Source organism: Synechococcus sp. B60.1, from assembly GCF_047462555.1.
Taxonomy (GTDB): domain Bacteria; phylum Cyanobacteriota; class Cyanobacteriia; order Thermostichales; family Thermostichaceae; genus Thermostichus.
Genome location: NZ_JANSJN010000018.1, coordinates 1 through 24,177, shown reverse-complemented (window position 1 = coordinate 24,177; position 24,177 = coordinate 1). Strand labels below are relative to the sequence as shown.

At 61.6% G+C, this 24,177-nt stretch carries 18 protein-coding genes and 1 tRNA gene; 3 read left to right on the top strand and 16 right to left on the bottom strand.

What is annotated here, in order from left to right; all coding sequences use genetic code 11:
• Nucleotides 1-56 precede the first annotated feature (56 nt).
• From NW863_RS03610 to NW863_RS03595, 4 genes are all read right to left on the bottom strand, one after another.
• Nucleotides 57-4,781 carry an alpha-2-macroglobulin family protein gene (locus NW863_RS03610; protein ID WP_414364475.1) on the bottom strand — a complete coding sequence of 1,575 codons (4,725 nt, stop codon included), beginning with the start codon at nt 4,779-4,781 and terminating at the stop codon, nt 57-59.
• A 50-nt stretch (nt 4,782-4,831) separates the two neighbouring features.
• Nucleotides 4,832-6,058, bottom strand: a complete 1,227-nt coding sequence (locus NW863_RS03605) for a type II secretion system F family protein (RefSeq protein ID WP_414364473.1) — start codon at nt 6,056-6,058, stop codon at nt 4,832-4,834.
• A gap of 171 nt (nt 6,059-6,229) precedes the next feature.
• A complete protein-coding gene (locus NW863_RS03600) occupies nt 6,230-7,372 on the bottom strand; it encodes a type IV pilus twitching motility protein PilT (RefSeq protein WP_414364470.1) in 1,143 nt (380 codons plus the stop codon).
• Nucleotides 7,373-7,532: 160 nt separating this feature from the next.
• Nucleotides 7,533-9,587: a GspE/PulE family protein gene (locus tag NW863_RS03595; RefSeq protein ID WP_414364468.1), complete on the bottom strand. Its 2,055-nt coding sequence runs from the start codon at nt 9,585-9,587 to the stop codon at nt 7,533-7,535.
• A gap of 178 nt (nt 9,588-9,765) precedes the next feature.
• Here NW863_RS03595 and NW863_RS03590 point away from each other — a divergent pair, with 178 nt between their 5' ends.
• Nucleotides 9,766-10,815, top strand: coding sequence for a dipeptide epimerase (locus NW863_RS03590; protein WP_414364466.1), 1,050 nt, complete (start codon nt 9,766-9,768; stop codon nt 10,813-10,815).
• Between the two features lie 14 nt (nt 10,816-10,829).
• Nucleotides 10,830-11,882, top strand: coding sequence for a DUF1611 domain-containing protein (locus tag NW863_RS03585; RefSeq protein ID WP_414364465.1), 1,053 nt, complete (start codon nt 10,830-10,832; stop codon nt 11,880-11,882).
• Between the two features lie 22 nt (nt 11,883-11,904).
• On the opposite strand, the gene lpxB is transcribed toward NW863_RS03585, so the two are convergent.
• The 5 genes from lpxB to NW863_RS03560 all read right to left on the bottom strand — a co-directional run bounded on the left by lpxB (nt 11,905) and on the right by NW863_RS03560 (nt 16,417).
• A complete protein-coding gene (gene lpxB, locus NW863_RS03580; protein ID WP_414364464.1) occupies nt 11,905-13,110 on the bottom strand; it encodes a lipid-A-disaccharide synthase in 1,206 nt (401 codons plus the stop codon).
• Nucleotides 13,107-14,018: an acyl-ACP--UDP-N-acetylglucosamine O-acyltransferase gene (gene lpxA / locus NW863_RS03575; RefSeq protein ID WP_414364462.1), complete on the bottom strand. Its 912-nt coding sequence runs from the start codon at nt 14,016-14,018 to the stop codon at nt 13,107-13,109. The genes lpxB and lpxA overlap by 4 nt, the downstream gene beginning before the upstream one ends.
• A gap of 272 nt (nt 14,019-14,290) precedes the next feature.
• Nucleotides 14,291-14,791, bottom strand: coding sequence for a 3-hydroxyacyl-ACP dehydratase FabZ (gene fabZ, locus NW863_RS03570; RefSeq protein WP_414364460.1), 501 nt, complete (start codon nt 14,789-14,791; stop codon nt 14,291-14,293).
• 133 nt (nt 14,792-14,924) lie between these two features.
• Nucleotides 14,925-15,842 (bottom strand): UDP-3-O-acyl-N-acetylglucosamine deacetylase, encoded by a 918-nt coding sequence (gene lpxC / locus NW863_RS03565; RefSeq protein WP_414364458.1) that lies wholly within the window; start codon nt 15,840-15,842, stop codon nt 14,925-14,927.
• Between the two features lie 14 nt (nt 15,843-15,856).
• The gene (locus tag NW863_RS03560) at nt 15,857-16,417 is read right to left on the bottom strand and encodes a hypothetical protein (protein ID WP_414364456.1); all 561 of its coding nucleotides are present in this window, start codon (nt 16,415-16,417) and stop codon (nt 15,857-15,859) included.
• Between the two features lie 70 nt (nt 16,418-16,487).
• Between NW863_RS03560 and NW863_RS03555 the strand changes: the two genes are divergently transcribed.
• On the top strand, nt 16,488-17,294 hold the full coding sequence (locus tag NW863_RS03555; protein ID WP_414364454.1) for an RNA methyltransferase: 807 nt from the start codon (nt 16,488-16,490) through the stop codon (nt 17,292-17,294).
• Between the two features lie 216 nt (nt 17,295-17,510).
• Here the strand turns inward: NW863_RS03555 and NW863_RS03550 are convergent, their stop codons facing one another.
• The 7 genes from NW863_RS03550 to NW863_RS03520 all read right to left on the bottom strand — a co-directional run bounded on the left by NW863_RS03550 (nt 17,511) and on the right by NW863_RS03520 (nt 24,033).
• Nucleotides 17,511-18,374, bottom strand: a complete 864-nt coding sequence (locus NW863_RS03550) for a hypothetical protein (RefSeq protein ID WP_414364452.1) — start codon at nt 18,372-18,374, stop codon at nt 17,511-17,513.
• Between the two features lie 551 nt (nt 18,375-18,925).
• Nucleotides 18,926-19,010 (bottom strand) — tRNA-Ser (locus NW863_RS03545).
• Between the two features lie 69 nt (nt 19,011-19,079).
• Complete coding sequence (locus NW863_RS03540) at nt 19,080-19,508, bottom strand: DUF2358 domain-containing protein (protein WP_414364450.1); 429 nt, start codon at nt 19,506-19,508, stop codon at nt 19,080-19,082.
• On the bottom strand, nt 19,505-20,302 hold the full coding sequence (locus NW863_RS03535) for an MBL fold metallo-hydrolase (RefSeq protein ID WP_414364448.1): 798 nt from the start codon (nt 20,300-20,302) through the stop codon (nt 19,505-19,507). The genes NW863_RS03540 and NW863_RS03535 overlap by 4 nt, the downstream gene beginning before the upstream one ends.
• 4 nt (nt 20,303-20,306) lie before the next feature.
• Complete coding sequence (locus NW863_RS03530; RefSeq protein ID WP_414364447.1) at nt 20,307-21,647, bottom strand: TldD/PmbA family protein; 1,341 nt, start codon at nt 21,645-21,647, stop codon at nt 20,307-20,309.
• Nucleotides 21,648-21,660: 13 nt separating this feature from the next.
• On the bottom strand, nt 21,661-22,557 hold the full coding sequence (locus NW863_RS03525) for an Rpn family recombination-promoting nuclease/putative transposase (RefSeq protein ID WP_414364445.1): 897 nt from the start codon (nt 22,555-22,557) through the stop codon (nt 21,661-21,663).
• Between the two features lie 15 nt (nt 22,558-22,572).
• Entirely contained in the window at nt 22,573-24,033 is a 1,461-nt protein-coding gene (locus tag NW863_RS03520; protein ID WP_414364443.1) for a TldD/PmbA family protein, read from the bottom strand.
• Nucleotides 24,034-24,177: the final 144 nt, after the last annotated feature.

The window sequence follows — 24,177 nt, the reverse complement described above, 5'->3', positions numbered from 1 at the left end:
GATTGGTTGTCGCCTCTTGCTGTAGCTTGCTGCCTCAGGATCCCTTGCCGCCAGGCTCAGGGCAGGACTTTGAGCGCCTGGCCGGCGCTGCGGCCATAGCGGCTGGGATCGTACATCTCCTGGACAAGGGCAGGGGCCACCTGGAACTGGCCGGGGATCTCCGGGCGGAAGAGGTAGACGAACTCGTGGCGGCCCTGCCTGAGCTCGGTGCTGAAGAAGGCCACGCGGTCGTCGCGGTTTTCTTGATGGGTCCAAAACCAGTCCCACCAGTAGTCGGGGGCCGAGCCGGTGAGCAGCCGCGGATCCTGGGAGGTGATCTCGGCGCCGCTGGGCAAGGGATCCTCGATCACCACATAGTGGCTATCCCGCTCAGCTTCCACCGTCAACCGGGCCAGGAGCACCTCGCCGGCGCGCACCGCCTCGCCGGGGCGCAGGAGCTGTTCTCGGTAGCGGATCTCTCCGTTGGCTTGGGGTTGGGGCTGTAGGCGGAAGTAGCTGCGGCTAATGGCAAAGCCTTGGCTTTGAGAGGGCAGAGGGTTGGGAACAAAAGCTTCTCCCCTCAAGCTGTAGTAGAGGGGGCCGGTGCCGGATTTTTCTAAGCGCAGGCGGCGCAGGGTGCTCACTTCGGCGTCGTCCCAGTCCAGCACCTGGCGGGGATCCGCAGCGCCGGCCTGCCAACGTGCCAGTTCAGCTCCGCTCACCTCCTCCAACACCCGCACCTGGCCGGGGTCGGGCTGTTGCTGTTGCTGGGCTTGGTAGTAGGCCACCAGGCCCAGGAGGGCATCGGCGGTGGCTTTGGTGGTGCGCCAGCGGTTGTCCTGCCGCTGCTGGAGAAGGGCGGTGGCGATCTCGCCGGCGCGGCCATCCTGGAGGCGCACGGCCAGTTGCAAGAGGGGCCCGGCCACCTCCAGGTCGTCGTAGGTGGAGCGCTCCCCGGTCGGCGGGGCGGAGGCGGCAGGAAGAAACCAGCGCCCCTGGGGATCCCTTTGCCGCCGCTCTAGAACCTCATCCAGAGCCGCTTGGGCGGGATCCCGCTGGCCCTGTTGCAGGGCGGCCAGCCCGCGGTAGGCCAGGCCAAAGGTGGAAAGCTGCGGCGGCGGCGGCAGCTCAGCAGTCACCAGCGCCGGATCCCAGAGGGCCAGGCTGTAGGCCACAAAGGCCCGCAGATCGGGGGAGAGGGGTTGGAACTGCTGCCCAGCCAGGTACTCCAAAGCCCGCTGCACCCGCCACTCCTTGAGGGCATAGCCAGCGGCCTGGGCGAGATGATAGCCCTGCAGGATGTAGGCGGTCAGGTAGGGGTTGCTGGTGTCGTAGGCCCACCAGCCCCAGCCGCCGTCATAGTTCTGGGAGTCCTCCAGCCGCTGCAGGCCGGCTCGAACCACCCGCGGCAGCCGCTCCAGGGTGGGCGAGCGCAGGTTCAAGCCCAACTGCTTGCTGGCCTGGGCCACCGCCAAGGCGGGCAAAAAGCGGCTCAAGGTCTGCTCGGTGCATCCGTAGGGGAACTGGACGAGATAGTCCAACGGCCCCAAAAGCTCCGCTGCCGGGCTGGCGGCCAGTTCCAGATGCAGGTGTCGGGATCCCGGCACCCAAGTGGCCGGCCAATCCAAAGGCAGCTCAAGGCTGTTCGCCTGCAGCCGCCCCGTTTGGAAGAAGCGGTGTACTGCTCCCAAGGGCTGGCTGGGGATCCGCAGTTGCAGCGCATCCTGCAGCCCCTCCCCTTGCGCCCAAACCCGCACAGGGCTATCGCCGGCCCCCAGCACCTGCAGCGGCCATTCCACCCGCTCCGCCCCTTGGGCGGGCACGGTCAGGCGTTGCCGTTGGGGGCCCTGCACTTCTAGGTTTCCGGGCACTTCCAGCCCCACTTCCACTGCTTGGGCTTGACCGGTGCGGTTTTGCACGATGGCCGCTAAGGTGAGCCGATCCCCCACCCGGAAAAAGCGGGGGGTGGCCAGGCGCACCAAGAGGTCTTTGCTGACAGCGACGGTGGCTAGGGCGGAGCCCACCTGGGTGTCGGCGGTGGCGGCGCGGGCGGTCAAGCGCCAGGTAGTCAGGTTGTCCGGCCAGCGCACCTGGACCTGGGCTAAGCCATCGGCATCGGTCACCAAATCCGGGAACCAGGCGGCGGTATCGCGAAAGTCTTCCCGCACCTGGCCGGCCAGCTTGTCGGCACCACCGGGGTATTGCTGAGGGAAAGAGGTGGTGGTGGTAACTTGGTTGTCCTGGCGCCCGTAGAAGAAGCGGCGGATATCGGGGGTGAAGTCGGGCCGCAGCAGGTAGAGGGCGTTGTCCACGATCCCCAACCCCACCTCGGCGCTGACCGGCTGCCCTTGGGCGTTGCGGGTGCGGATTTGAATTTGGGCCGTCTCCCCTGGTTGATAAGTGGGTTTATCCGTCTGCAACTCCACCTGCAAAAAGCGATCCAACGGCGAGACCCGCAGCAGAGCCTCGTTCTGGTACAGCCGCCGCTCTGGGCCGAGGACGGTAGCGGTGACGTAGAGGTTGGGGCGATACTCCTCCCGGATGGGCAGGCGCAGGGTGGCCGTATGCCCCTGCAGGCGCAGCACCTGTACCTGGTGCAGCCGGGATCCCTCCAGACCCACCAGCACCGGCAGATCCGGCAGCGGCGAGACGATCAGGAGCTGGGCCTCTTCCCCCACTTCGTAGATCTGGCGATCCGCCACCACCTCCAGGCTGGGCAGGGATCCCCAACTTGGCAGGGGGTTGCCCGGCTCCACCACCCAGAGATGGTCTACCTCCTGCACGCGGTGGCGGCGGGGATCCTGGGCCGTCAGCCGCACCCGGTAGTCTCCCGGCTGCAGGTCGGCGGGCAGGCGCAGAACCAGGCTGCCCTCGCCGTTGACAACCTGAAAAGATTGCCGCAGCAGAGTGGCTTGCCGTCGGTAGGCGCTGCTCTGGGGATCCCAGCGCCAGCGCTCCAGGCTCAGCTCCCCGGCGGTGCTGACCGGTTGGCCGTCGTAGTCGCGGGCTTGCAGCCGGTAGGTGATGACATCCCCTGGAGCGGGCAGGTGGCGATCGGCCTCGGCAAAGAGGGCAAATTGGCCGGCCGTCACCCAGGCCCGTGCCGTTCCGGTCACGCTGCGGCGGCTGATATCACTCACCTCCACCTCGATGCGCAACTGCTGCACCTCCTGCGGGCCCCAGTAGCTGTCTTCCTCCCAGTCCAGATCCTGCAACAGGCGCTCCAGGCGAAACTCCGCCCGCCCCTGGGCATCCGTCACCCCTGCTCCTTCCGCCACCAGCCCCCCGTAGCCGCCGTAGTAGCCCTGCTCCTCTCCCAGGTCGCCGGCAAAATAGTCTTCTGCCCCCGAATGAGGCAACAGCCCGTAGCGCAGGCTCCAGTCGGGGCTGCTGTAAACCCAGTAGCGAAGCTGGGCAGCGGCCACCGGCGCCCCGAAAAGATACTCGGCCTCCACCTGTACCTTCAGGGATCCCCCCCGCACCAGCCAAGGCCGGTCGGGCACCACCCTCACCTCAAACTCCGGTTTGCGGTAGGCTCCCACCTCGAAGGCGGTGTACTCGCGGCTGGATCCCTGCGGCCCGGCCACCCGCCACTCCAGGCCGTAGCTGCCCAGGGGGGTTTCCTCCGGCAATTGAAACTGCCCGTGGACGCTGCCGAAAGCGTTGGTGGCCAGGGTTTGCTCGCCCAGCACATCGCCGTCGGGGGCGGTGAGGGTTACTTGCACCGGCTGGCCTGCCGAGGTGAGGCGGTCGTGCTCCCGCACCAGGGCGCGAAAATAGACCGTCTGGCCGGGGCGGTAGAGGGGACGATCCGTGTAGGCGTAGATGCGGTGGGGCTGGTTCCAGCCATAGGCATAGCTGCGGGACAAAGCCTGCAACGTGTTGTCGGCGCTGTGGCCATAGACCACCAGCGAGGATCTCTCCCCTGTCGGCAAGCTAAACCGGGCCAGCCCCTCCTCGTCGGTGGTGGCAATGAGGGGATCCCTCCACTCCCCGAAAACTTGGATCTGGATCCCCGGCAGAGGACGCAATTCCCGCAAATGCACCGCCTGCACCACCAACTGGCTGGCATCCTGTTTCTGGATGAGGCCAAGATCACTCACCAAAAGCCACTCTCCCGCCCAAGGCAGCGGTGCCGCCGCCTGCCGCGGCTGTTGGCCTTCCGCCTCCAGCCAGTAGGCCCCCGGCGGCAGGATCCCCAGCTCCAGGGTGCGGGTCAGCTCTTCTCCCCCCAGTGGCTGCTGCCAACGGCGCACCAGCTCTCCTCGCAGGATGGAATACAAATCCGGAGCCAGGGATCCATAGCCAGCATCGGCCAGATCCCGCAAGAAAGGGGATCCTTCCAAATCAGCCAGGGAAAAGCGGTAGAGGGCAAACTGCACCGCTCCCAGGCCACTGGCCCGCCACTGCAGCCGTGCCGGCTCTGCGGTCGTGAACACCGAGCTGGGGCTGTAGAGGTAGAGGCTGGGGGGCAGAAGCTGCGGGCGTAGGAGAGGAGCAGAAGCTATCGCCCCTTCCCGCACCTGCACGGGTCTCTCGCTGGAGACCGTCTCTAGGCCGGATCCCCGCACCGTCACCCGGTATTCCCCAACGGGCAGCCGCTCCAGGCGGTACTCGCCCTCCGCAGACGGGCTGATGCTGCGGCTCACCGGGCCGGCGGCAATCACCTGGACGTTCCCCGGCGCCACCCCTGCCGGCAGCTCCACCCGTCCCAGCAGGGATCCCGTCGGCTGTTCCGAAAGCAAGACCGCCAGCCCCACTCCCAAAAACACCACCAGGGCCACCAACCACCGCCGCAGCATGGATCCCTTCCTCCTCCCGATGGGTTCTGGTTGCCCTGGGGATTCAGTCGCTACTTCACCAGCTCAAACACGTTGAACATGGGCAGGTACATGGCCACGATGATGCAGCCCACCATCCCGCCCAAGATCACGATCATCAGCGGCTCCAGCAGGCTGGTGAGGGCACGCACCGCCTCCTCCACCTCCAGCTCGTAGAAGTCCGCCGTCTTCATCAACATGGCATCCAGCTCCCCCGTCTCTTCGCCCACGCTGATCATCTGGATGGCCATGATTGGGAAGACCTTGGCCTTATCCAGGGCCGGCGCGATCTGCCCCCCCTCTGAGATGGATTGGCGGGCAGCGTCGATGGCGTTGGCCACCACCTGGTTGCCGGAAGTGTCGCGCACGATCTCCAAAGAAGTCAGCACCGGCACCCCGGAGCGGGTGAGGGCCCCAAAGGTGCGGCAAAAACGGGCCACCGCCGATTTCTGGATCAGGTCGCCGAAAATGGGGAGCTTGAGAGCCAGAGCATCAATGGTCTCCTTGCCAGCGGGGGTGCGGTAAAAGCGCTGGAAAGCAAAAAAGACCGCCACCAAAAAGCCCACCAGGCCCAAGCTGTACTGGGGGGTGCGCAGGAACTTGCTGATGTTGATAAAAAACTGGGTAAAGGCGGGCAGCTCCCCCCCCAAGTCGTTGTAGATGCTCTCAAAAGTGGGCAAGATGAACAGCACCATGCCCAAAAAGATTAAGACGGCCAAAATGGTCACCACCGCCGGGTAGGTCATGGCCGATTTAATCTGCTTCTGCAGGCGATCCATGTCCTCCAGCAGCTTGGCCAGTCGGTTGAGCACCTCGTCGAGCACACCGCCCACCTCCCCCGCCTGCACCATGCTGCAGTAGAGGCCGTCAAAGGCATCCGGATAAGGGCGGATGGAATCGGACAGGTTCTTCCCCGCCTCCACTTCCGCTCGAATCGCCCGCAGGTATTTCTTGAGCTTGGGGTTGCCGGTCTGCTCCTCCATAATGGTTAGGGAGCGCACCATCGACACGCCGGCGTTGATCAGGGCAGCAAATTGCCGCGAGAACACCGCCTTGTCGCGAATGTCGATGGATCCCATCATCGAGAAATCAAAAGAGGTATCCAGGGAGAAGAAGGGCTTTTCTTCCTGGATATCTTCCTGTTTGGCAAAAATGCCCTCGCGGCGCAGCCGTGCGCGGGCCTCGGTCAAGTTGTTGGCCACCACTGTCAGGCGCACCGGCTGACCGGCCTTTAGCCCCCGAACCTTGTAGCGCGGCATGGCTTACCCCTGCTTGGATCGTTAGTTCGACACGCCGGAATGGGAGCCCTTGGCTCAGTCTCGCAACCTTAGACAAACCGACGCTCTCTTCAGCTAGAGCTTAGCTACAAATGGGGCCGGCGGCCAGAGGTTGGCGAGGAACTCTCAGCCAGGGATCCCTGGAGCCAGCGTTTAGCGACGGGCGGCAGCCGCTGCGGGCCGCTGGTGTTGAGCTGCCGCGGCTGGCGATGGCCCGGTGACGTTGCCCAAAAGTCGCTGCAACTCCTCAGGGCGAGAGGTCTTGGACATGGCCGTATCGAAGTCGATCTTGCCCTGCAGGTAGAGGTTGGCCAGATCCTGCTCCAGGGTCTTCATGCCCTGCTTACCCCCTGTCTGGATGGCCGAGTAGATCTGGGCGGTCTTGCCCTCCCGAATCAAGTTGGCGATGGCCGGCGTCACCACCATGATCTCCTGCACCAGCACCCGCCCCGGTTCTCCTGGCTTGGGGTTGAGGCGGCGGGCCAAAGTTTGCGAGAAGACGGCTTTGAGGGAGTTGGAGAGCTGCACGCGGATTTGTTGCTGCTGCTCCGGCGGGAACACGTCCACCAGGCGATCCACCGTCTGGGCAGCAGAGCTGGTGTGCACCGTGGCAAAGCAGAGGTGGCCGGTCTCGGCGGCGGTAATGGCCAACTGGATGGTTTCCAGATCCCGCATCTCCCCGATCAGGATCACATCCGGATCCTCCCGCATGGCCGCCCGCAGGGCGTTGGCAAAGCTCTTGGTGTCTTCCCCCAACTGCCGCTGGTGGATGATGCTGCGGATGGGGGTGTAGATGTACTCAATGGGATCCTCGATGGTAAGGATATGCTCGGCTCGCTCGCGGTTAATGAAGTCGATGATAGCGGCCAAAGTGGTGGACTTGCCGGATCCCGTCGGGCCGGTCACCAGCACCAGACCCCGCGGCAGACGAGCCATCTCCTTACACACATCCGGCAGGCCTAGCTTGTCGATGTTGGGGATTTCCGAAGCCAACGCCCGCATCGCGCAGGCATAGGTGCCGCGATCCCGGTAGACGTTGACGCGGAAGCGACCGATCCCGCGCACGCCGTAGGAGCAGTCCAACTCCCAGTTTTGCTCCAGGTGTTTGCGCTGGGTGTTGTTCAACATGCTAAAGATGAGCCGCTGCACCTCCTCAGGGGTAAGGGGCTCGTGCTCCGTTGGCTGGAGTTCGCCGTTGATGCGGAAGTAGGGGGGCAAACCGGCGGAGATGTGGATGTCAGAACCGCCCCTGCGGACGATTTCTTCCATCAGGTCTTCGATCATTAGTTGTGGCATAGGGCTGGTGTCTCCAATCAGTAAGCTGGGTCAGTCTGTGTTCGACCTGGGAGTTGTCGATGAAAAACCGTTCTAAAGCTGGGCCAGAGGCAACCCTCTGGGACTCGTATAGGACTGTTATAATCAGCACCCTGGCGGCGTCAAGAGCTAGGCGGCTTGCCTAAAACTTCGGCGTCAGGCAGTAGGGACAATCCATCCACTCCACCTGCAGCGCGGCACCACAGTTGCGGCAGGTGCTAAGGGCCTTAGCACGAGCCTTTAACTCGGTTTCCAAGCCCTTGTCGGTGAGGATAACCCGATCGACCTCCTCCAACGTAGTCAGACCCTGCTTCACCAGCATCAAGCTGTAGGCCAGCAGCGTCTTCATGCCGCTTTCGACAGCCGCTTCCTTGATGACCTCGGTGGGAGCCCCCTTGTTGATCAACTCGGCCAGGCGGTCGTTCATGCGCATGAACTCGTACACCCCCACTCGGCCTTTGTAGCCTACGCCCCCGCATTTCTCGCAGATGGGCTTGCCGGTGGCTTTGCGCTGCTCTACTTCCTTGGGAGAGAGCTTGTTGGCCTTGTAGAAAGTCACCTGCTCGCTGTCGCCGCTGAGGCTGAGGCCATAGCGGGCCAGTTCTTCGGGGGTGGGGTGATACGGGATCCGACACTCGGTACATACTCGGCGCATCAAGCGCTGGGCCAGCACCCCCAACAGCGAGCTGGAGATCATGAACGGCTCGATCCCCATCTCCGTCAAGCGGGCGATAGCACCGGGGGCATCGTTGGTGTGCAGGGTGGTCAGCACCAGGTGGCCGGTGAGGGAGGCTTCGATAGCGGTTTTGGCCGTCTCGTGGTCGCGGGTCTCACCCACCAGGATCACGTCCGGGTCTTGCCGCAGGAAGGCGCGCAGGATCATGGCAAAGTCCATGCCCTTTTCGCGGATCACCTGTACCTGGGTGAGCCCCGGCAGGGAGTACTCGATGGGATCCTCGGCGGTGCTGATGTTGATGCCGGGATCGTTTAGCTCTGCCAGAGCTGAGTAGAGGGTAGTGGTTTTCCCGGATCCGGTGGGCCCGGTTACCAAGATCAAACCAAAGGGTCGCTTGACAACCTCCTTGAAGCTGGCCAGGGTCTCCGGGTCGGTGATCAGCTTGTCCAGGCCGAGCTGGGTGGCGGAGTTGTCCAAGATGCGCAGCACGATCTTCTCCCCATAGCGGGAGGGCAGAGTGCTGACGCGAAAGTCCACCTTACGCCCCTTAAATACGCGCCGAATCCGCCCGTCCTGGGGCAAGCGCCGCTCGGCAATGTTGAGGTTGGACATGATTTTGAAGCGGGCGGTAAGGGCGGGGACAACCTTTTTGGGAAAGTTCTCAAAAGCCTGCCGCAGCACCCCGTCCTTGCGGAAGCGGATGCGCAGGTATTCTTCTTGCGGCTCGATGTGGATGTCCGACGCCCCGTCCTGCAGTGCCTTAATCAGGATTTGGTTGGCCAATTTGATAATTGGGGCATCGTCTGCCGACTTGAGCTGTTGCTCCAGGGATCCCTCGCCGGCCTCATCGACGGCGACGTCCTCGATGCTGTCCAGGTCGATCTCGGCGGTATTGACCACCACCTCTTCTTCCTCTTGGGCGGCAGCCGCGTCGTTGATGCCCTTGATGGCCAGCAGCTCCGCCTGCGCGTCCATGTAGCGGTTGATCAGAACCTCGAAATCCCGCTGGGTGAAGACCCGCCGCTGCAGCTTCAGCCCCTGGATACGGAAGCGCCGCTGGATATCATCGAGCGCCTGCAAGTTATCCGGCTTAACCATTGCCACCAGCACTTGGTTGTCTTGGCGGCGGATGGGCAAGAACTTGTAGCGGTTGCAAATATCAAGGGGCAAGAGCGAGTCGATGAGCCCGCTCATCTCCGAGATCTCCACCGGCTCCAGATCGATGTCGAGGGAGGGGATCCCGTAGATGATTTTTAGCTCAAAGAGCTGCTGCCGCTTGTAGGCCCGCTCCAGGTCGGGGGTGATCTCTCTGCCAACAATCTCTTTGACCACCAGAGCTAGGGCCTTGCTGCCCCCTTCGCGATTGGCTTTGAGGGCGTTTTGGATGTCCTGGATTTGCTTGTCGTCGGCAAAGCCCAGCTCTTTTAGCTTGCGGCCAAAGGGGGTGATGCTGGTATTGGCAACAGCTAGGGCTTTACTAGAGGCGCTGCGACGGGTTAGAGGAAGAGGAAGGTCGTTCATGCTATTGGGGCCACCTAAGCTGTGCTCATATGATAATGGCTGCAGTTAACCTCTAGGAGCAACGGTAAAGACACGCAGAGCTGCGCCTGTCCTCCACAGCCTGACTAGGGAGGCAGGGAAAACCTCAAAGGACAAAGTTGGCTCAACGTGCTCAGGATTGATCTCTTGGAAATCGCCCATGCGGCTCTACGTTGAATCTTTCACGGTTCACAAGCGCTATGCCCTCACCCTCAGCCGCGGCACTCATACAGAGGCCACTCTGGCCTGGGTGCGGATCGAGCAGGAGAGGATTGAGGGCTGGGGGGAGGCCTGTCCCTTCTCGGTGAGCGATGACTGCCACCAGTCTGTGGACGATATCTTGATGGGTCTGGAGATGGCGCAGGGGATCCTGCGGCGCTATTCCCCCTGGGAGCGGCAGCTCATTGAGGCGGAACTGCTGCGGGCCGGGATCCCCTCGGCGGCGCGGGCGGCGGTGGACATGGCCCTGCACGATTGGATGGGCAAACGGCTGGGGATGCCGCTTTGGCAGTTGTGGGGACTGGATCGCTCCCGCATCCCACCCACCACTTTGACCATTGGCCTTTCTACTCCTCAGGCGGCCCGCCAGCGGGCCTTGGCCTGGATGGAACAGACCCAAGCGCGGGCCTTTAAGATCAAGCTGGGCAGCGACTTGGGGCTGATGGCCGATCAAAACATGCTGGTTGCTGTGCAGGAGGTGATCCCACTGGGATCCCTGATTACCGTGGATGCCAACGGCGCCTGGACGGTAGAACAGAGCTTGAGCATGAGCAATTGGCTGGCGGGGCAAGGGGTGAGCTACCTGGAGCAGCCCTTGGAGAGGGGACAGGAGGCGAAGCTGATCACCCTGTGGCACGAGTCGAAGCTGCCCATCTTTGTGGATGAAAGTTGTTTCGACAGCCGCGATATTCCTGCCCTAGCGGATCGCGTGCATGGCATTAACATCAAGCTGATGAAGTGCGGCGGCCTCAGCGAAGCCTGGCGCATGATCCACACCGCCAAAGCTTATGGGCTACAGGTAATGCTGGGCTGCTACAGCAACACCGCTCTGGGCAATACGGCGGCGGCTCACCTAGCGCCGCTGGTGGACTACCTGGACTTGGACAGCCACCTCAATCTCATCGACGATCCCTTTTCCGGAGCCCTGCTGCAGGAGGGCTGTCTTATCCCCACCGACCGACCGGGCTTAGGGGTAGAGCTGCGGGAGTAGGTACCGTGGAGCAGGTGGGATCCCTCTCCAGCCAAACTCGGGTGGCCATCCTGCTCCACGGCGGCCTGCTGGGGGAGCACGGCAAAACAGGGCTGGGGCTGCTGCGCTATGGGCCTTTTCCGGTGGCGGCGGTGATCGACCGGGAGCAGGCGGGGGGATCCCTGGCCCAGTTAACCGGCATTGCCCAGGATGTTCCCATCGTGGCCTCGGTGCAAGAGGCGCTGGTTTACAACCCCGAGGTGCTGGTGATTGGGATTGCCCCTTCCGGCGGCCAGTTGCCCCCAGCGTGGCGGGAGGAGCTCTGCCAAGCCCTGCAGGCCGGCCTATCTCTGGTGAATGGTCTCCACACGCCTCTGGCCGAGGATCCCCAATTGCGGCAGTGGCTGCAGCCGGGAGCCTGGATCTGGGACATTCGCCGCGAACCTCCTGGTCTTGGGGTAGGGAAAGGCCTGGCCCGTTCCCTCCCCTGCCGGCGGGTGCTGACCGTGGGTACCGACATGGCCGTGGGCAAAATGTCCACCAGCCTGGAACTGCACCGGGCCAGCCTGAAGCGCGGCCTGCGCTCCCGCTTTCTCGCTACCGGGCAGACCGGGATCCTCATCAGTGGCGATGGGGTGCCCCTAGATGCGGTGCGGGTGGACTACGCCAGCGGTGCCGTGGAGCAACTGGTGCTGCGCCACGGCCTTGACCATGACATTCTGCACATTGAAGGCCAGGGATCCCTGCTCAACCCCGCCTCTACAGCAACCCTGCCCCTGTTGCGGGGATCCCAGCCCACCCACTTGATCTTGGTACACCGGGCTGGCCAGACCCACATCAAAGGGATGGACTACGTACCCATCCCTCCCCTGCCCAAGGTCATCGAGCTGTACGAACAAGTGGCCAGAGCTGCCGGTGCCTTTGCCCCCGTGCCGGTGGTGGGGGTGGCCCTCAATACCTTTGGCTGGGAGGAGGAGGCTGCCCTGGCCCAGATCCGCCAGGTGGAAGCGGAGACGGGCCGGCCCTGTACCGACGTGGTGCGCTTTGGGGCGGATCCCCTCTTGGACGCCATCCTGGCAGCCGGCTAACCCCACGGCTAATCCAGGCGTCTCAGAGAGAGCGGCGACGGGGATCCCCCCTGGCGGCGGTTTCGCTGTCGAGCACCTCCAGGATGGCCTTGGCGGCGCGGGCCAAAACTCCCGGCTCCCCCAGCGCTGCCCGCATAGCAGCATAGTCGGCCTGTAATTGGGCTCGGCGCTCCGGCCGAGTCAGCAGCTCCAGCGCCAGTTGGGCAATCCGCTCCGGCTGGGCCTCCTCCTGCAGCAGTTCCGGCACAATGGGGCGCATCAGCACCAAGTTGGGGGGAGACATAAAGGGCACCGACACCTTCAGCCAATGGCGGGCTAGCCAAAAGGTAATTGGGTTGAGGCGGTAGATCACCACCTGCGGGATCCCCAAAATGGCCGCTTCCAAGTTGACGGTGCCCGACTTGGCCAGCACCAGGTCAGCGGCGGCCAACAGCAGGTGATGCGCCTTTGGCGGGGAAGGGCGAGGCAAGACAAGGGTGAGATCGTCCAGTCCATAGCGGCGGGCAGCCTGAGCAACGGGGGCGGCAAAACGGGGCGAGGCCAGCGGCGCCCAAAACCGCACCTGGGGCAGGCGAGCCCGCAACAGCCGCGCTGCCTGGAGGAGGATGGGCAGAACGGAGCGCAGCTCTTGGCGACGGGAGGCGGGCAGCAGCGCCACCACCGTTGCCTCCTCAGGGATCCCTAGCTCAGCTCTGGCCTGAGCGCGACCGGGTACCCTCGCCAAAATATCCAGCAGGGGGTGGCCCACATAGCAAACCTGGGCGCCTGCTGCGGCGTAGTAGCGGGCTTCTTCTGGGAAGATGGCCACCATCAGTCGCATTTGCTGGGCTAGGCGGTAGGTGAGGCGGCTGTTGGGCGACCACACCCATTCCTGGGGGGCAATGTAGTAAACGGCAGGGATGCGCCACCGCTGCAGCAGGGGGACAAGGCGGCTGTTGACGCCGATGTAGTCCACCAAGATGGCCAAATCCGGCGGGTCCTGTGCCAGGAAGCGGCGGATCTTCCACTCTGTCCACAGGGCAGGGAGGACAAAGGGGAGGGCCTCGAGAATACCGATGGAGCTAATCTCCGTAGTGCGGTGCAGCAGCCGGGCTCCAGCAGCGGCCATTTCCTCTCCCCCAACGGCCGTGATGCGCAGATGCGGACGCTGGCGCAGCAGCTCACGAATGAGATGGCCAGCCTGCAGATCCCCGGAGACTTCTCCGGTGCAGATAAACAGATGACTCACAGGTCGTCCTCTTCTCTGCCACGGCGCAAGGCGGGCAGAGGACCGCGCCGTTGGGGTTGGGAAAGGGAATCTTCCAAAAATTGCAGCAGATGGAGCAGGGATCCCGTCTCGTCTACCAGCTCTTTCCCCTGCAAGGAGCAGATGCTACACCCACCCTCGGTGCGGATGCTGCTGCGCAGAGTTTGCAGCGCTTTTTCCAGAGGCAAACCGGAACGGTAGAGCAGCCGGTAGGCCTGGCGCAAAGCTGGCAGGGATCCCTCCATTCCCTTGGCTCGCCGCAACCCCACCAAGTTGAGGCCGCGAATGCGGGCGGGATGCCCCTCCACCAACATGTAGGGCGGCACGTCGCGATCCACCCGGCTCATGGCCCCCACCATGGCCAAGCGACCCACTCGGGTAAACTGGTGGATCCCGACCATACCGCCGATGCGCGCCTGTGACTCGATGTGGATGTGGCCGGCCAAGGCAACCGCGTTGGTAATCACCACTTGATTTTCGATAACGCAGTTGTGGGCGACGTGGACGTAGGCCATTAGCAGGTTGTGGTCACCGACCACCGTCGCTTCCCCTTCGTTGGTGGCTCGGTTGATGGTGACGAACTCGCGGATGCGGTTGCCCCTGCCGATCACCACCTGGGAGGGCGCGCCGCTGTACTTCAGATCCTGAGGCTCTGTGCCCAGCACCGCCCCCGGAAAAATCTGGTTGTCCTCGCCAATATCTGTCCAGCCATCGATCACCACGTGGGCCCCCACCACCGTACGGGCGCCAATGCGCACATGCTCACCGATAACCGCATAGGGGCCAACTTGCACCGTCTCGTGCAACTCAGCCTTCGGATGGATCACCGCCGTGGGATGAATCCGAACAGAGGAGTTGGGAGTGGATCCCGCTGAAGCCAACGAACTCATTTCTAACCTAGCCAGCAAATGTGGTTACGCTCCCAACCCTGCAATTAAGGCTTGCTCGGGGAGGACACAATCCTCCACCGCTCTGCTGCAAAACTCCGACCGGGAGATGAAAGCAGCACCTAACATGCCCCTATCCCAACACTTTAGCAGGGTCTTTCCGCGCCAAGTTGCTGCCGCTGGGCTCCTCCTCGATGGGGAAAACAGATGGCCACCCTCCACCTGCCCCGTGGTTGCGGAGCGCCAAAGGCCCCCTCCTGGCCGCTGTTGTCCCATCAATCCACCAAGGAGAACATCAGCTCCCCTTCGGTCACCAGGTGTCCCCCCACCTGGGCCCGACAAAACATCTTGCCGATGCGTTTTTGCCGGATGGTGAGCAAATCGGCCGAGAGCAGCAACTGATCCCCTGGCAGCACGGGGCGGCGGAAGCGAACGCCATCGATACCAGCAAAGAGAGCCAGCCGCCCAGCCACATCGGGCAACTTGGTCAACACGATCCCTCCCAACTGCGCCATGGCCTCGACGATCAGAACGCCGGGCATGATCGGTCGGTTGGGGAAGTGCCCCTGGAAAAAGGGCTCGTTGAAGGTGACGTTTTTCAGTCCCACCGCCCGTTGCCCTGGTTGATACTCCACCACGCGATCCACCAGCAGAAAAGGATGGCGATGGGGCAAGATCTCCAGGATTTGATCCGTTGTGAAAACGGGGGGAGCTGTTGCCAACTGAGCGGCTGCTTCAGCCGAGAGGAGAGGAGGAGGAGAGACGTCAGAGGACATGGCAAACCCACAGAGCTGGAAGACAAACCTTAAATCCTGGATGGGAGGGCCTCAAAGCAGAACCAAGACAGCAAGGAGGAATGCCGGCAGGCCGCGAGGAGCCTCTCGCCCACCTCAGGAACCAGAAGCCCCGTCAAGACAGCGGGAGAGGTTCCACCCCACCGAGGCGCCTGGGATCCCTTTCTTGTTCTTGAGCTGGGTCCGCCTGCACCCGCAGGGATCCACTCCTGAGCAACTGCTCGGCCAAACGGTGATGCAGGGCATGGCCTGCCCTGTAGGCCACAATGTGCCCCTGCAAGCGGCAGCCCAACAGGCTGAGATCTCCTAGTAAATCTATCAGCTTATGGCGCACCGGCTCATCTGGGTAGCGCAAGGGCCTCAGCCACTCGGTGGTAGTACAGACAATGGCGTTCTCCAGGCTGCCGCCTTGGATCAGCCCCTGTTGGCGGGCCAGCTCCGCATCCTGTTGGCGGGCAAAAGTGCGGGCCGGAGCAATGGATTGGACAAAATCCGCCCTGTTCTCCTGCCAGCTCAGCCACTGTTGGCGGATAGGGCAGTTGGCAAAGTCGATGCCATAGGTGAAGCGAGAGCCGGGGTAGGGCAGGGCGCTGACAAAGGCTTCCCCCGCCCAGACCGTGACCGGCTCCTGGATCACTCCCAGCAGGGCCGGCTGCTCCTGGGCCAGGATCCCAGCTTGGGCAATAGCCTCCACAAAGGGCAGGGCGGAGCCATCCAGGATCGGCAGCTCCGGCCCCTCCACCTCGATGCGGCAGTTGTCGATGCCCAGCACGTAAAGGGCAGCCAACAGATGTTCCACTGTCTGCACTTGGACAGGGGGGGATCCCTGCTGCAGGCGGGTGCAGAGGGCAGCAGGAGTCAGGGATCCCAAGCGGGCCGGGATCTCAGGGGATCCCGGTTGATCCACCCGCACAAAGACCCGACCGCCGCCAGCAGGAGCCGGGTGGAGGCTACAGCGAACCGGTAGGCCAGTGTGCAGGCCGACCCCCTCTAGGGAGATAGAGCTGGCCAAGGTGTGCTGTTGGTCTCTCATCGTACTCCGCACCGCTACCGCAAACGCTCTTGGCCCTGGTCAAAAACACGGTAGTACAGCTCCCGATAGCCAACGCGCAGGCTGCTGCTGGCGTCTGCCAGTTTGGCCTTGCGACTGCCGTAGGCGCTAAACACCTCGTAGGTGTCTCCCTCGAAGAAAAAGGAGGAGACATCGGAAACCTCTTCGCCCCCCAGCAACTGCCAACGCCCCCCACGAAATCGCAGCCGGTAGCGAGCCTTGTCCAAGCTGCCGGAGGGGCGGTCGATGGTGGCGTCGATCCTACCCTCGTACTCCGGCGGCTCGGCTCCTGCTATGGGCCGCACCTCAACGGAAATATCGCGGTAGCGGCAATTGGGGCGGTTGCACAGGCGAATTGAGCGCATTGCCTCGGCAATCCCTTCCAGCCGCTGTCGCGCCTCTACCAGGGAGTCAACTGGAGAGGACAGAGCCACCTGAGCTGCCTCTGCTGCTGGGGAGAGCAACGCAGAATGGGCAGCCAATGCCGGCGATCCCCAGCAGCACCCCAACAGCACCAGACACATCCAGCTCAGCCAACAGCGGTAGGCGGATCCCATAGGCGCAATCTATGACAAGATCTAACTCCTCTACTCTAGGGGATCCTTATCTGCGATTCTGTCCCAAGGGATGCCGGCATTCTCCAACTGGGCTCAGGAGCGATTGGCGCAGGTACGCCTCGTGTTGGTGCGGCCAGCAGGGCCGCGCAATCTCGGGGCCATTGCCCGCGTGATGAAAAACATGGGCCTGCGGCAGTGGGTGTTGGTGGATCCCCAATGCGATCCCCTGGATGCAGAAGCAGTTACCATGGCCGTGCATGCGACGGACTTGCTCCACCAAGCCCGGCAGGTGCCAACCTTAGCCGAGGCCCTCCAGGGATGTGTGCAGGTATTCGGGACAGCAGGCCGCCGCGAGCCCTACCCGCCCGAATGGCAAATTCAGTCTCCCCGCCAGGCTTTCGCGGAGCTGCTGGCTGCCGGCCCTGCCGCTCTGGTGTTTGGCCCCGAAGATTGCGGCTTGAGCAACGAAGAGCTGGCCCTCTGCCATCGCCAGATCCAGATCCCCACCGATCCGGCCTACCCTTCCCTGAACTTGGCCCAGGCAGTGGGCATCTGTTGCTACGAACTGCGCACCCTCCTCTACCAAAATCCTCGCCCGCCGGTGGCTGGCTCTGGGAGCTCAAAGCCAGCTCCCTTCGAGCTGCTGGAGGGTTTTTTCAGCCACCTGGAGGCGCTGCTGCTGCACATTGGCTACCTGCACCCCCACACCGCTCGTCGCAAAATGCTCAAGTTTCGGGCCCTGTTTCACCGCGCCGGTCTGACAGTGGCTGAGGTGGCCCTGTTGCGCGGGATCCTGCGACAACTCCAGTGGAGCCAACAATCCTCTCATCGAGAACCCCCGAAAGAGGATCCTCATCTCACCGAGAGTGGATCTTAGCTGCCGCAGCCTCTAGCCGGCTGCCTCTGAAAACCAACCCCTGGGAACTGAGACAAGGGGATCCAGCTAGGTCTGGATGATCTCCCTGCGGCAAACTTGATTTGACGGAGAGAGTGACCATCGAATAGGGGCTGAGATTTCCTTGTCCTACAGCAGTTTGCGGGCTTGTAGGATAGGTCTCGTGTCCGTGGATATGTCCCGTTTTTAACGGAATCCTCACTCAACGAAGTCTCTCTCTTCATCAAGAGCGCTGAGAGAGTCCCACCTTCTATGGTCACTCGGCAGAGACAGAGATGGATCCCTAAATCCTGGCGTAAGTACAGCTTGAATAAGGTAGCAGACAAAGCTGGCACATTTTTCTGTTTCTATCGCTACTTGTCTTTCTGAAAACCTAACTACTATCCAGCCGCTTTCTGCAAAGAAATCGTCTCGCTGGCTATGTCTATTGTCATCTAGTGCATGATGTGGTACTCGCTGACCATTCTTCTGGTACCAAGGTTCGTCAACTTCAACATCGATAAGTAGAGTTCTATTGTTACTAGATACTTGTATTGCTATGTCGGGCGTATACGGAAAATCAAATTCTGGAACCTTTAGGGAGGATTGTTCAGGTAGAAACTTAACTGGAAGGTTTTCCATCTTTATTATCAAGGCTTCTCTCAGCCGGCGATCATACCTACCTGCGCGAGCACCCTGACCTAAGAAAGGTTGGCATAAATCTAGGGGTTGAAATATCAGACCATTTTCCCAGTTCCTTATGATTTGAGCTACCTTGTTTTGATATTCGCGACTATATTCTTCGACTTGTTGTTTGTAATCTGACTCTATGCGATCGCACTCTCTTCTCCAAAGGACAAGTCTCTCCTCATATCTTTTTTGTTCTTGAGGATAACTTCGCATTTTTCTCTCATATTCTTCCATTCTCTCTTCATAAGTCCAGGATTCGTATAAGAATTTGGCTAAGGTAGCCACGCCTGCAATCCCTGCCAAGATTAGAAAGAATGGCGCTTCAGCAATAATCAGCGCAATTAGGGTAGCAACTCCAGCTCCAGTTGACAGGGCAGCCTGGAGCTTGTCCATTACACGGGTTGGGATCTCTGGTAGTTGCGGCTTAACTGGTCGAGGGGGTAGTTGAGGCGGCTCAGGTTTTCTGGGGGGAGGGGGCAGTTCTGGCCCTCTCAGTTGCAGGCTGATAGGGGTAGGGAGAACTATATAGGGATAGCAGTCCCTCCGCTCATATTTGAGGATGGGGTGGGGCTTCCAGCTCGGCGTGTGCATTGTCTTGACCTGGCACGTTGTCCCGTAATATGCCAGAGGCCACTTTTCCAGTCAATTCTCCCTGACGGCTGTAACAGCCTAGCCGCAAGGAATCCCCTGTTAATGAACGGCTCTGAAGATCTGCAGGCTGCCGTCCGGCTTCACCACCACCTTCTTCTTGCTTTTGGCTGTCGCGTAAGAGAAGACAATCTGACGTGGATTTAGGTTAGGCTTAGGCGTATCCACGGCTGTGTCCCGTCTTGCCGTGGATTCTAGTGAATGTTGCAGGACTACCGTGGATATCAGAATGCCCAAAAACCTTGCCAGTTAAGGCTTTGAGGGATTTAGGTGGATGTTGGCAAACTAGGCTTTGACGGAGAGAGTGGGATTCGAACCCACGGTGAGTTGCCCCACACAGCATTTCCAGTGCTGCGCCTTCGACCGCTCGGCCATCTCTCCAGCGCAGAAATCGATGACTTTCCCGCAGAGCTAAAAACTCGGCTTTGTGATCTTAGCAGAGGATGGAGGTCACTCAGAGGATCCTTTGGCATCCCCAGGCCGAAACATTTGCAGCATCACCTCCCAGCGGGAGCAGCGCCAGTGGTCGATGTGGGATTCGATGAGACCTGCGGGGTTAAGCCGCATCTCTGTCCAGCCGGGGATGCACAGGCGGGGACGCCAGGGCAAAAAAGACAGGGATCCCCTCAGCGTCCACTCGCTGCGGATGTGGTTGCCGCTCTGGTGGATGTCGTGCAGCTCAAGATGGATATCCTGTAGCCAGCGCTCTAGGCTAGCAATCATGGCCCGATAGCGATCCAGGCCGCGAAACTCGTTGAGGGGATCCCGGAAATAGACCTGGGGATCGTAGAGGGAGTAGGTTTGATCCCGAGGAAAGCGGGCGTAATCGGCCCGCAGGATGGCCACCAGGTCGAGGCTGGCCTGAGAAGGGTGGCTCATGCTCTGACCTCAGCAGGAAGGGATACCGTCTCTCCCGGGGCAGGACAGCACAGCCGGATGGATTGGCCGGTGGCGGCGTTCAGGGATCCCAGCTTTTCCCGGAACTCCTCTAGGCTCCCCAGAGGGCGGATCTGGGCGGCAAACCAGCCGTGGTAATCTACCTCTCCCATAGCGGTGGGAATCACCTGCTGTGGGCGCAGGGCGGCCACCACCTGCAGGGCCCGCTCCGGCCCCATGATCACCTCGCCCAAGAGGGGAAAGATCTGGCCTACCACCGGGATCAGCAGGGTGTGGATGGGGGCAAACTCCTGCTGCAGCCGCGGGCGGATATCCGGTTGGGAGAGGTGGGGCTCGTAGTAAAGCCGCGTCTGGGTCGGCAGCTCCTCCAGCAAAAAGCCCAGCTCCCGCACCGGCCCCAGGGGTGCTCCCGGAACCGCTGTGATGTGTAGATCTCCCCACTGCACTGACTGCCAGGGATCCAGGGCCTGCACCCTCTTAAAGCCAAGGCTCCGTGCCACGCGGGCGGCTGTTGGAGAAGCGAAAACCGGGATCTGCCGGTTCAGCCGCTGCAGGGTGGGGGGGTGGCAGTGATCCGGCTGGCCCTGGCTGAGGAGGATGGCGTCGAGTTTGGGCAGGGTTTCCGGTGTGAAGGGCGGCACCTGGCGGTGCTGCAGGCGGATGAACCAGGGCAGGCCAAAGAACACCAAGGGATCCACCAGCCACGGATCCAGCAGAAAAGTCTGGGTCTGGGTATGGATTAGCCAACTGTTGAGGTCGATGCGGGTGAGTTTCATGGTGCTACTGCCCGGTGATGGAGAGATCGGCTACCCAAATGCGGGGACACAGACCAGCAGGGGTGATTTGGGGCTCCGGCTCGACGTAGAAAATCGACTGCAAGAGTCCTAGAAAATCCCCCGCTACCGTTGCCGCCTCGATACTGATGCGCTCTCCCTGGCGCACCCACCAGCCCTGAAAGGGCAGGGAAAAGGATCCCTGCAGAGGCTTGACTCCGGCATGGAGAGCCTGCAGCTCGTCAATCCAGACCACATTCTCAGCCGTGGCCAGGTCGTAGGTGCTCTCTGGTGGAGCCCCGGCAAAGACGTGGTAGTAGTGGGCCGCCACCGTCACCTTAGCGCCGATATTGGCATGTCCCGTGGGCTGGGCCCCCAGGCGTTTGGCGGTGCCAGCGCTGTGCAAAAAGTGGGTCAGAACTCCATTGGTGATGAGGGGAACGCGGCGGGTGGGGGTGCCTTCACCGTCGAAGCTAATTGCGCTCACGTTGGTAGGGTGCAAGGCGTCATCACACACCGAGAGCAGCGGCGAGGCAATCTGCTTGCCCAGTGAGTCGGGAGTGGACAGGCTTTGGTTGTCCAGGATGTTTTGGGCGTTGAAGAGATTGGAGAAAGCGCCCAAGAGGCTTAAAAAAGCTTCCCCGGAAAAAACCACTGTGTATTTCCCCGAAGGGATCCGCTCGTACTCCAGGTGGCTGATGAGTTTCTCGGCTGCTTCCTTGACGCAGCCCTGGATATCCAACTCCTCCAGGCTGCGGGCTACCCGCATAGCGCCGGCGCTGCGGGGTTTGCGACCCTCCTGTTCTGCCTTGCCGTAGAGAAAGACCGAGGTCAGGGTGTGGCCCTCCTGTCGCAGAGCCTGGTCGCTGTTGAGGTAAAAGCGGTCGATCTGCCGCTGGGCCAGGCCGTTGTAGGGTACCCCCTGGATGGCGGGATGGGATCCCAGTAAAGCCTTCTCGGCGGCCAGCAGTTGCTCCAAAAGCTCACTGGCCAGCGCCAGCGGCCTTTTGTCGTTACAGGGCTGGAGAATGGGCAGCTTCGCTTCTGGACTCAATTGGGGTGCGTGTTCCCGCACGCCGAAGTGGCTGGCTTCCAAGGCCGTCTGCAGAGCCAGTTCCAGCCCTGCCTCGTCCACAGCAGTGGTGGAAGTCACCCCCACCTGGCCCTGGTCGTTCCAGGCCCGCACCGTCACATTGCAGCGGTGAGAGGCTTTTACCTGACGGGGCTCCCCCTGCTCCACCTGCACGCTGGTCTCGTCCACCTCGGCTCCGTAGAGATCAAACTGGGGGATCCCCAAACGTTTGGCACAGCTTTGCGCCTGTTCGGCCAAGGCCTCAACTTGCAACATCCCTACTCCTTCCCTAGCGACGGGCCAGCCAGGCGGTCAAGTCCTCCACGCTGTGGAAATCCAACAAAGCTTCCCCTAGCGCCTCCAGCTGCGACGGCGGCAAGGCCCAAATCTGGTTTTCCAAGGCCGGGTCAAGGGATCCCAGCTTCCGCCGCAAAAGCCGCAAAACCAGTGTTGCTTCCCCGTGTTGCAAACCCTGTTGCAAACCCTGTTGCAAGCCCTGTTGTAAGCCCAGTTGCAAGCCTTCTTTGCGCCCTGCTTCCAACCCCTCCCGCAGAGCTTCTGCCCGCCATTCCTGGTAGATCACCGATTCCCTCATATCCAAGGACCTCATGATTTGCCGAATCAAGCCCCGATCCAATGCTAGTCCTGCCAAAACGGCTGTTGCCGCTGCCAATTCCCGCTGCTCGCTGGACTCTGGCAAGCGCTCCAGCTCAGCAACGACTTCTCGTAAGGTTTCTCCAGGATCCTCCACCTGGCTCAAGACTCGAAAAGGCAGCAGGGCTGGCCAATCGACCCTGGCTGGCAAGTTACACTCCCAGAGGCGAACGACCTCAAACTCATGGCTCAGCCTTTCTAGGCGAAAAAAGGTTTGGAAGACCCGCTGCGAGCGCGTTTTGCGAAGATAAATGACCACCTGCCGCACCGATAGCTGGGGATATTTCCGATAGAGGCGGAGCCGATAGTCGGCCATGCGAAAGGGGATTTCAGGATCCGGATCTGTTTGAAATTCCAGATGCAAAATGCCCTGCTGTAGCCCTAGCAGAATGACCGAATCGGCTCGCATGGGCTCCTCCGACAGTTCTGTGGGCAGCACCTGCACCGGCTCAGCCACTTCTCCCATCAGCCAACGGGCAAACTGCTCCGGAAAGCGCTCCGCCAGGTACTTGCAGATGTTGTCGTAGGCCATGGGGGATCCCTGAAACTAGCGCCCGCCCACGGTGATAGAGTCCACCTTGATGTGGGGCTGACCCACAGTAACGTAGATGCTGCCGCTGACAGAACCGCAAAAGCCAGGTGCCAGGCGGAGATCCTTGGAGCACATAGAGATCTTGGTCAAGATATCCTTGGCTTCTCCAATCAGCGTGGCTCCCTTGAGAGGCTTGGTGATTTTGCCATTTTGGATGAGATAGGCTTCTTCCACGGCAAAGTTAAATTGGCCAGTGGGGCCGACACTGCCGCCCCCCATGCGCTTGCAGTAGATGCCTTTGTCAATAGAGGCAAACAGGTCGTCCAGTTCGGCGTCGCCGGGGGCGATGTAGGTGTTGCGCATGCGGCTGGCAGGGGCAAAGGTGTAGTTTTGCCGGCGGCCACTGCCGGTGCGGGGATGGCCGGTGCGCATGGAGCCGGCCCGGTCGGCCAGAAAGTTTTTCAAAATGCCCTTTTCAATAAGCAGGGTGCGCTGGACGGGCATGCCCTCGTCGTCCACGTCCAGGCTGCCAAAGGCCCCCTCGGAAAGCCCCTCGTCCCAGGCGGTGAGGTTTTTGTGGGCAATTTTCTGGCCTTTTTTGTCGGCAAAGGGAGTGGTTTTGCGCTCGATCTGGGTCGTCTCCAAGAGATGCCCACAGGCCTCGTGGAAGATGACACCACCAAAGGCGTTGGACATTACAATCGGGTAGGTGCCCGATTCCACATAGTCGGCATAGAGCATCTGGCCGGCGGCTTCTGCCAGCTCCTGGCTGTGGGCTACGAGATCCCAGCGGCGCAAAAAGTCGGGATCCCTGGTGCCCCCTGCGCGTTGGCTAACGGAAGCGCGATGATCCCCATCGGCACAGAGCAGGGTAGAACTAACCGACTGGGTAAGGCGGATGTCGCGCACAAAGGTGCCGTCGCTGCAGGCTACCAGGATCTCCTGCCAGTCACGGAAGTAGTTGGTGCGGCGGGACTGAACATGGTGAGCTTGCCGCTTCAGCTCTGCGTTGGCCCGCAGCAGGATCTCCCCCATCTCGGCAAGGGAGCTGCATTCCTTGAGCCAGCCGTCTTTACCGCGGCGCTCGGCGTAGTCCTGGAGCAGCCCTAGGTTGACGGTGGAGACCAAAGCAGCAGGGCCAGGGGGGGTGAGGCCCATCAAGAGCAGGCCTTTTTCTAGGGCAGCTTTGAGGCCGGCAAAGGAGAGATCGTTGGTGCTGACGTAGCAGTCGGCCAGGCCGCGAAACACCCGCACCCCCGCGCCGGTGGAAAGTCGAGGGGTGATGCTGGTGAGGGTGTCGTCTTCCGCCAGGCAACTGATGGAGTTAGCCCGCTCCAGGAAGATCTCCACCAGATCGGCGCCGGCAGCCCGCCCCCAGCCCAAGAGAGTTGAAAGGGGATCCCGCCAATCCTCGCCGAAGCGCTGCAGGGTGGGGCGGTAGTCGAGGTTGGGCAGTTCTTTGGATAAAAGCAGCATAGTAGGCCGAGAGCACTCAAAAGAGGGAAAGGGCAGGCTAGATGCCGCCATCTTTTGCTCCCTCAGTTTAACGTAAGGTGCGGAATTCCCCACCGTCTATACGGTGGGGATGGATAGCACCCTCTGACTGATTCTGGATGTATT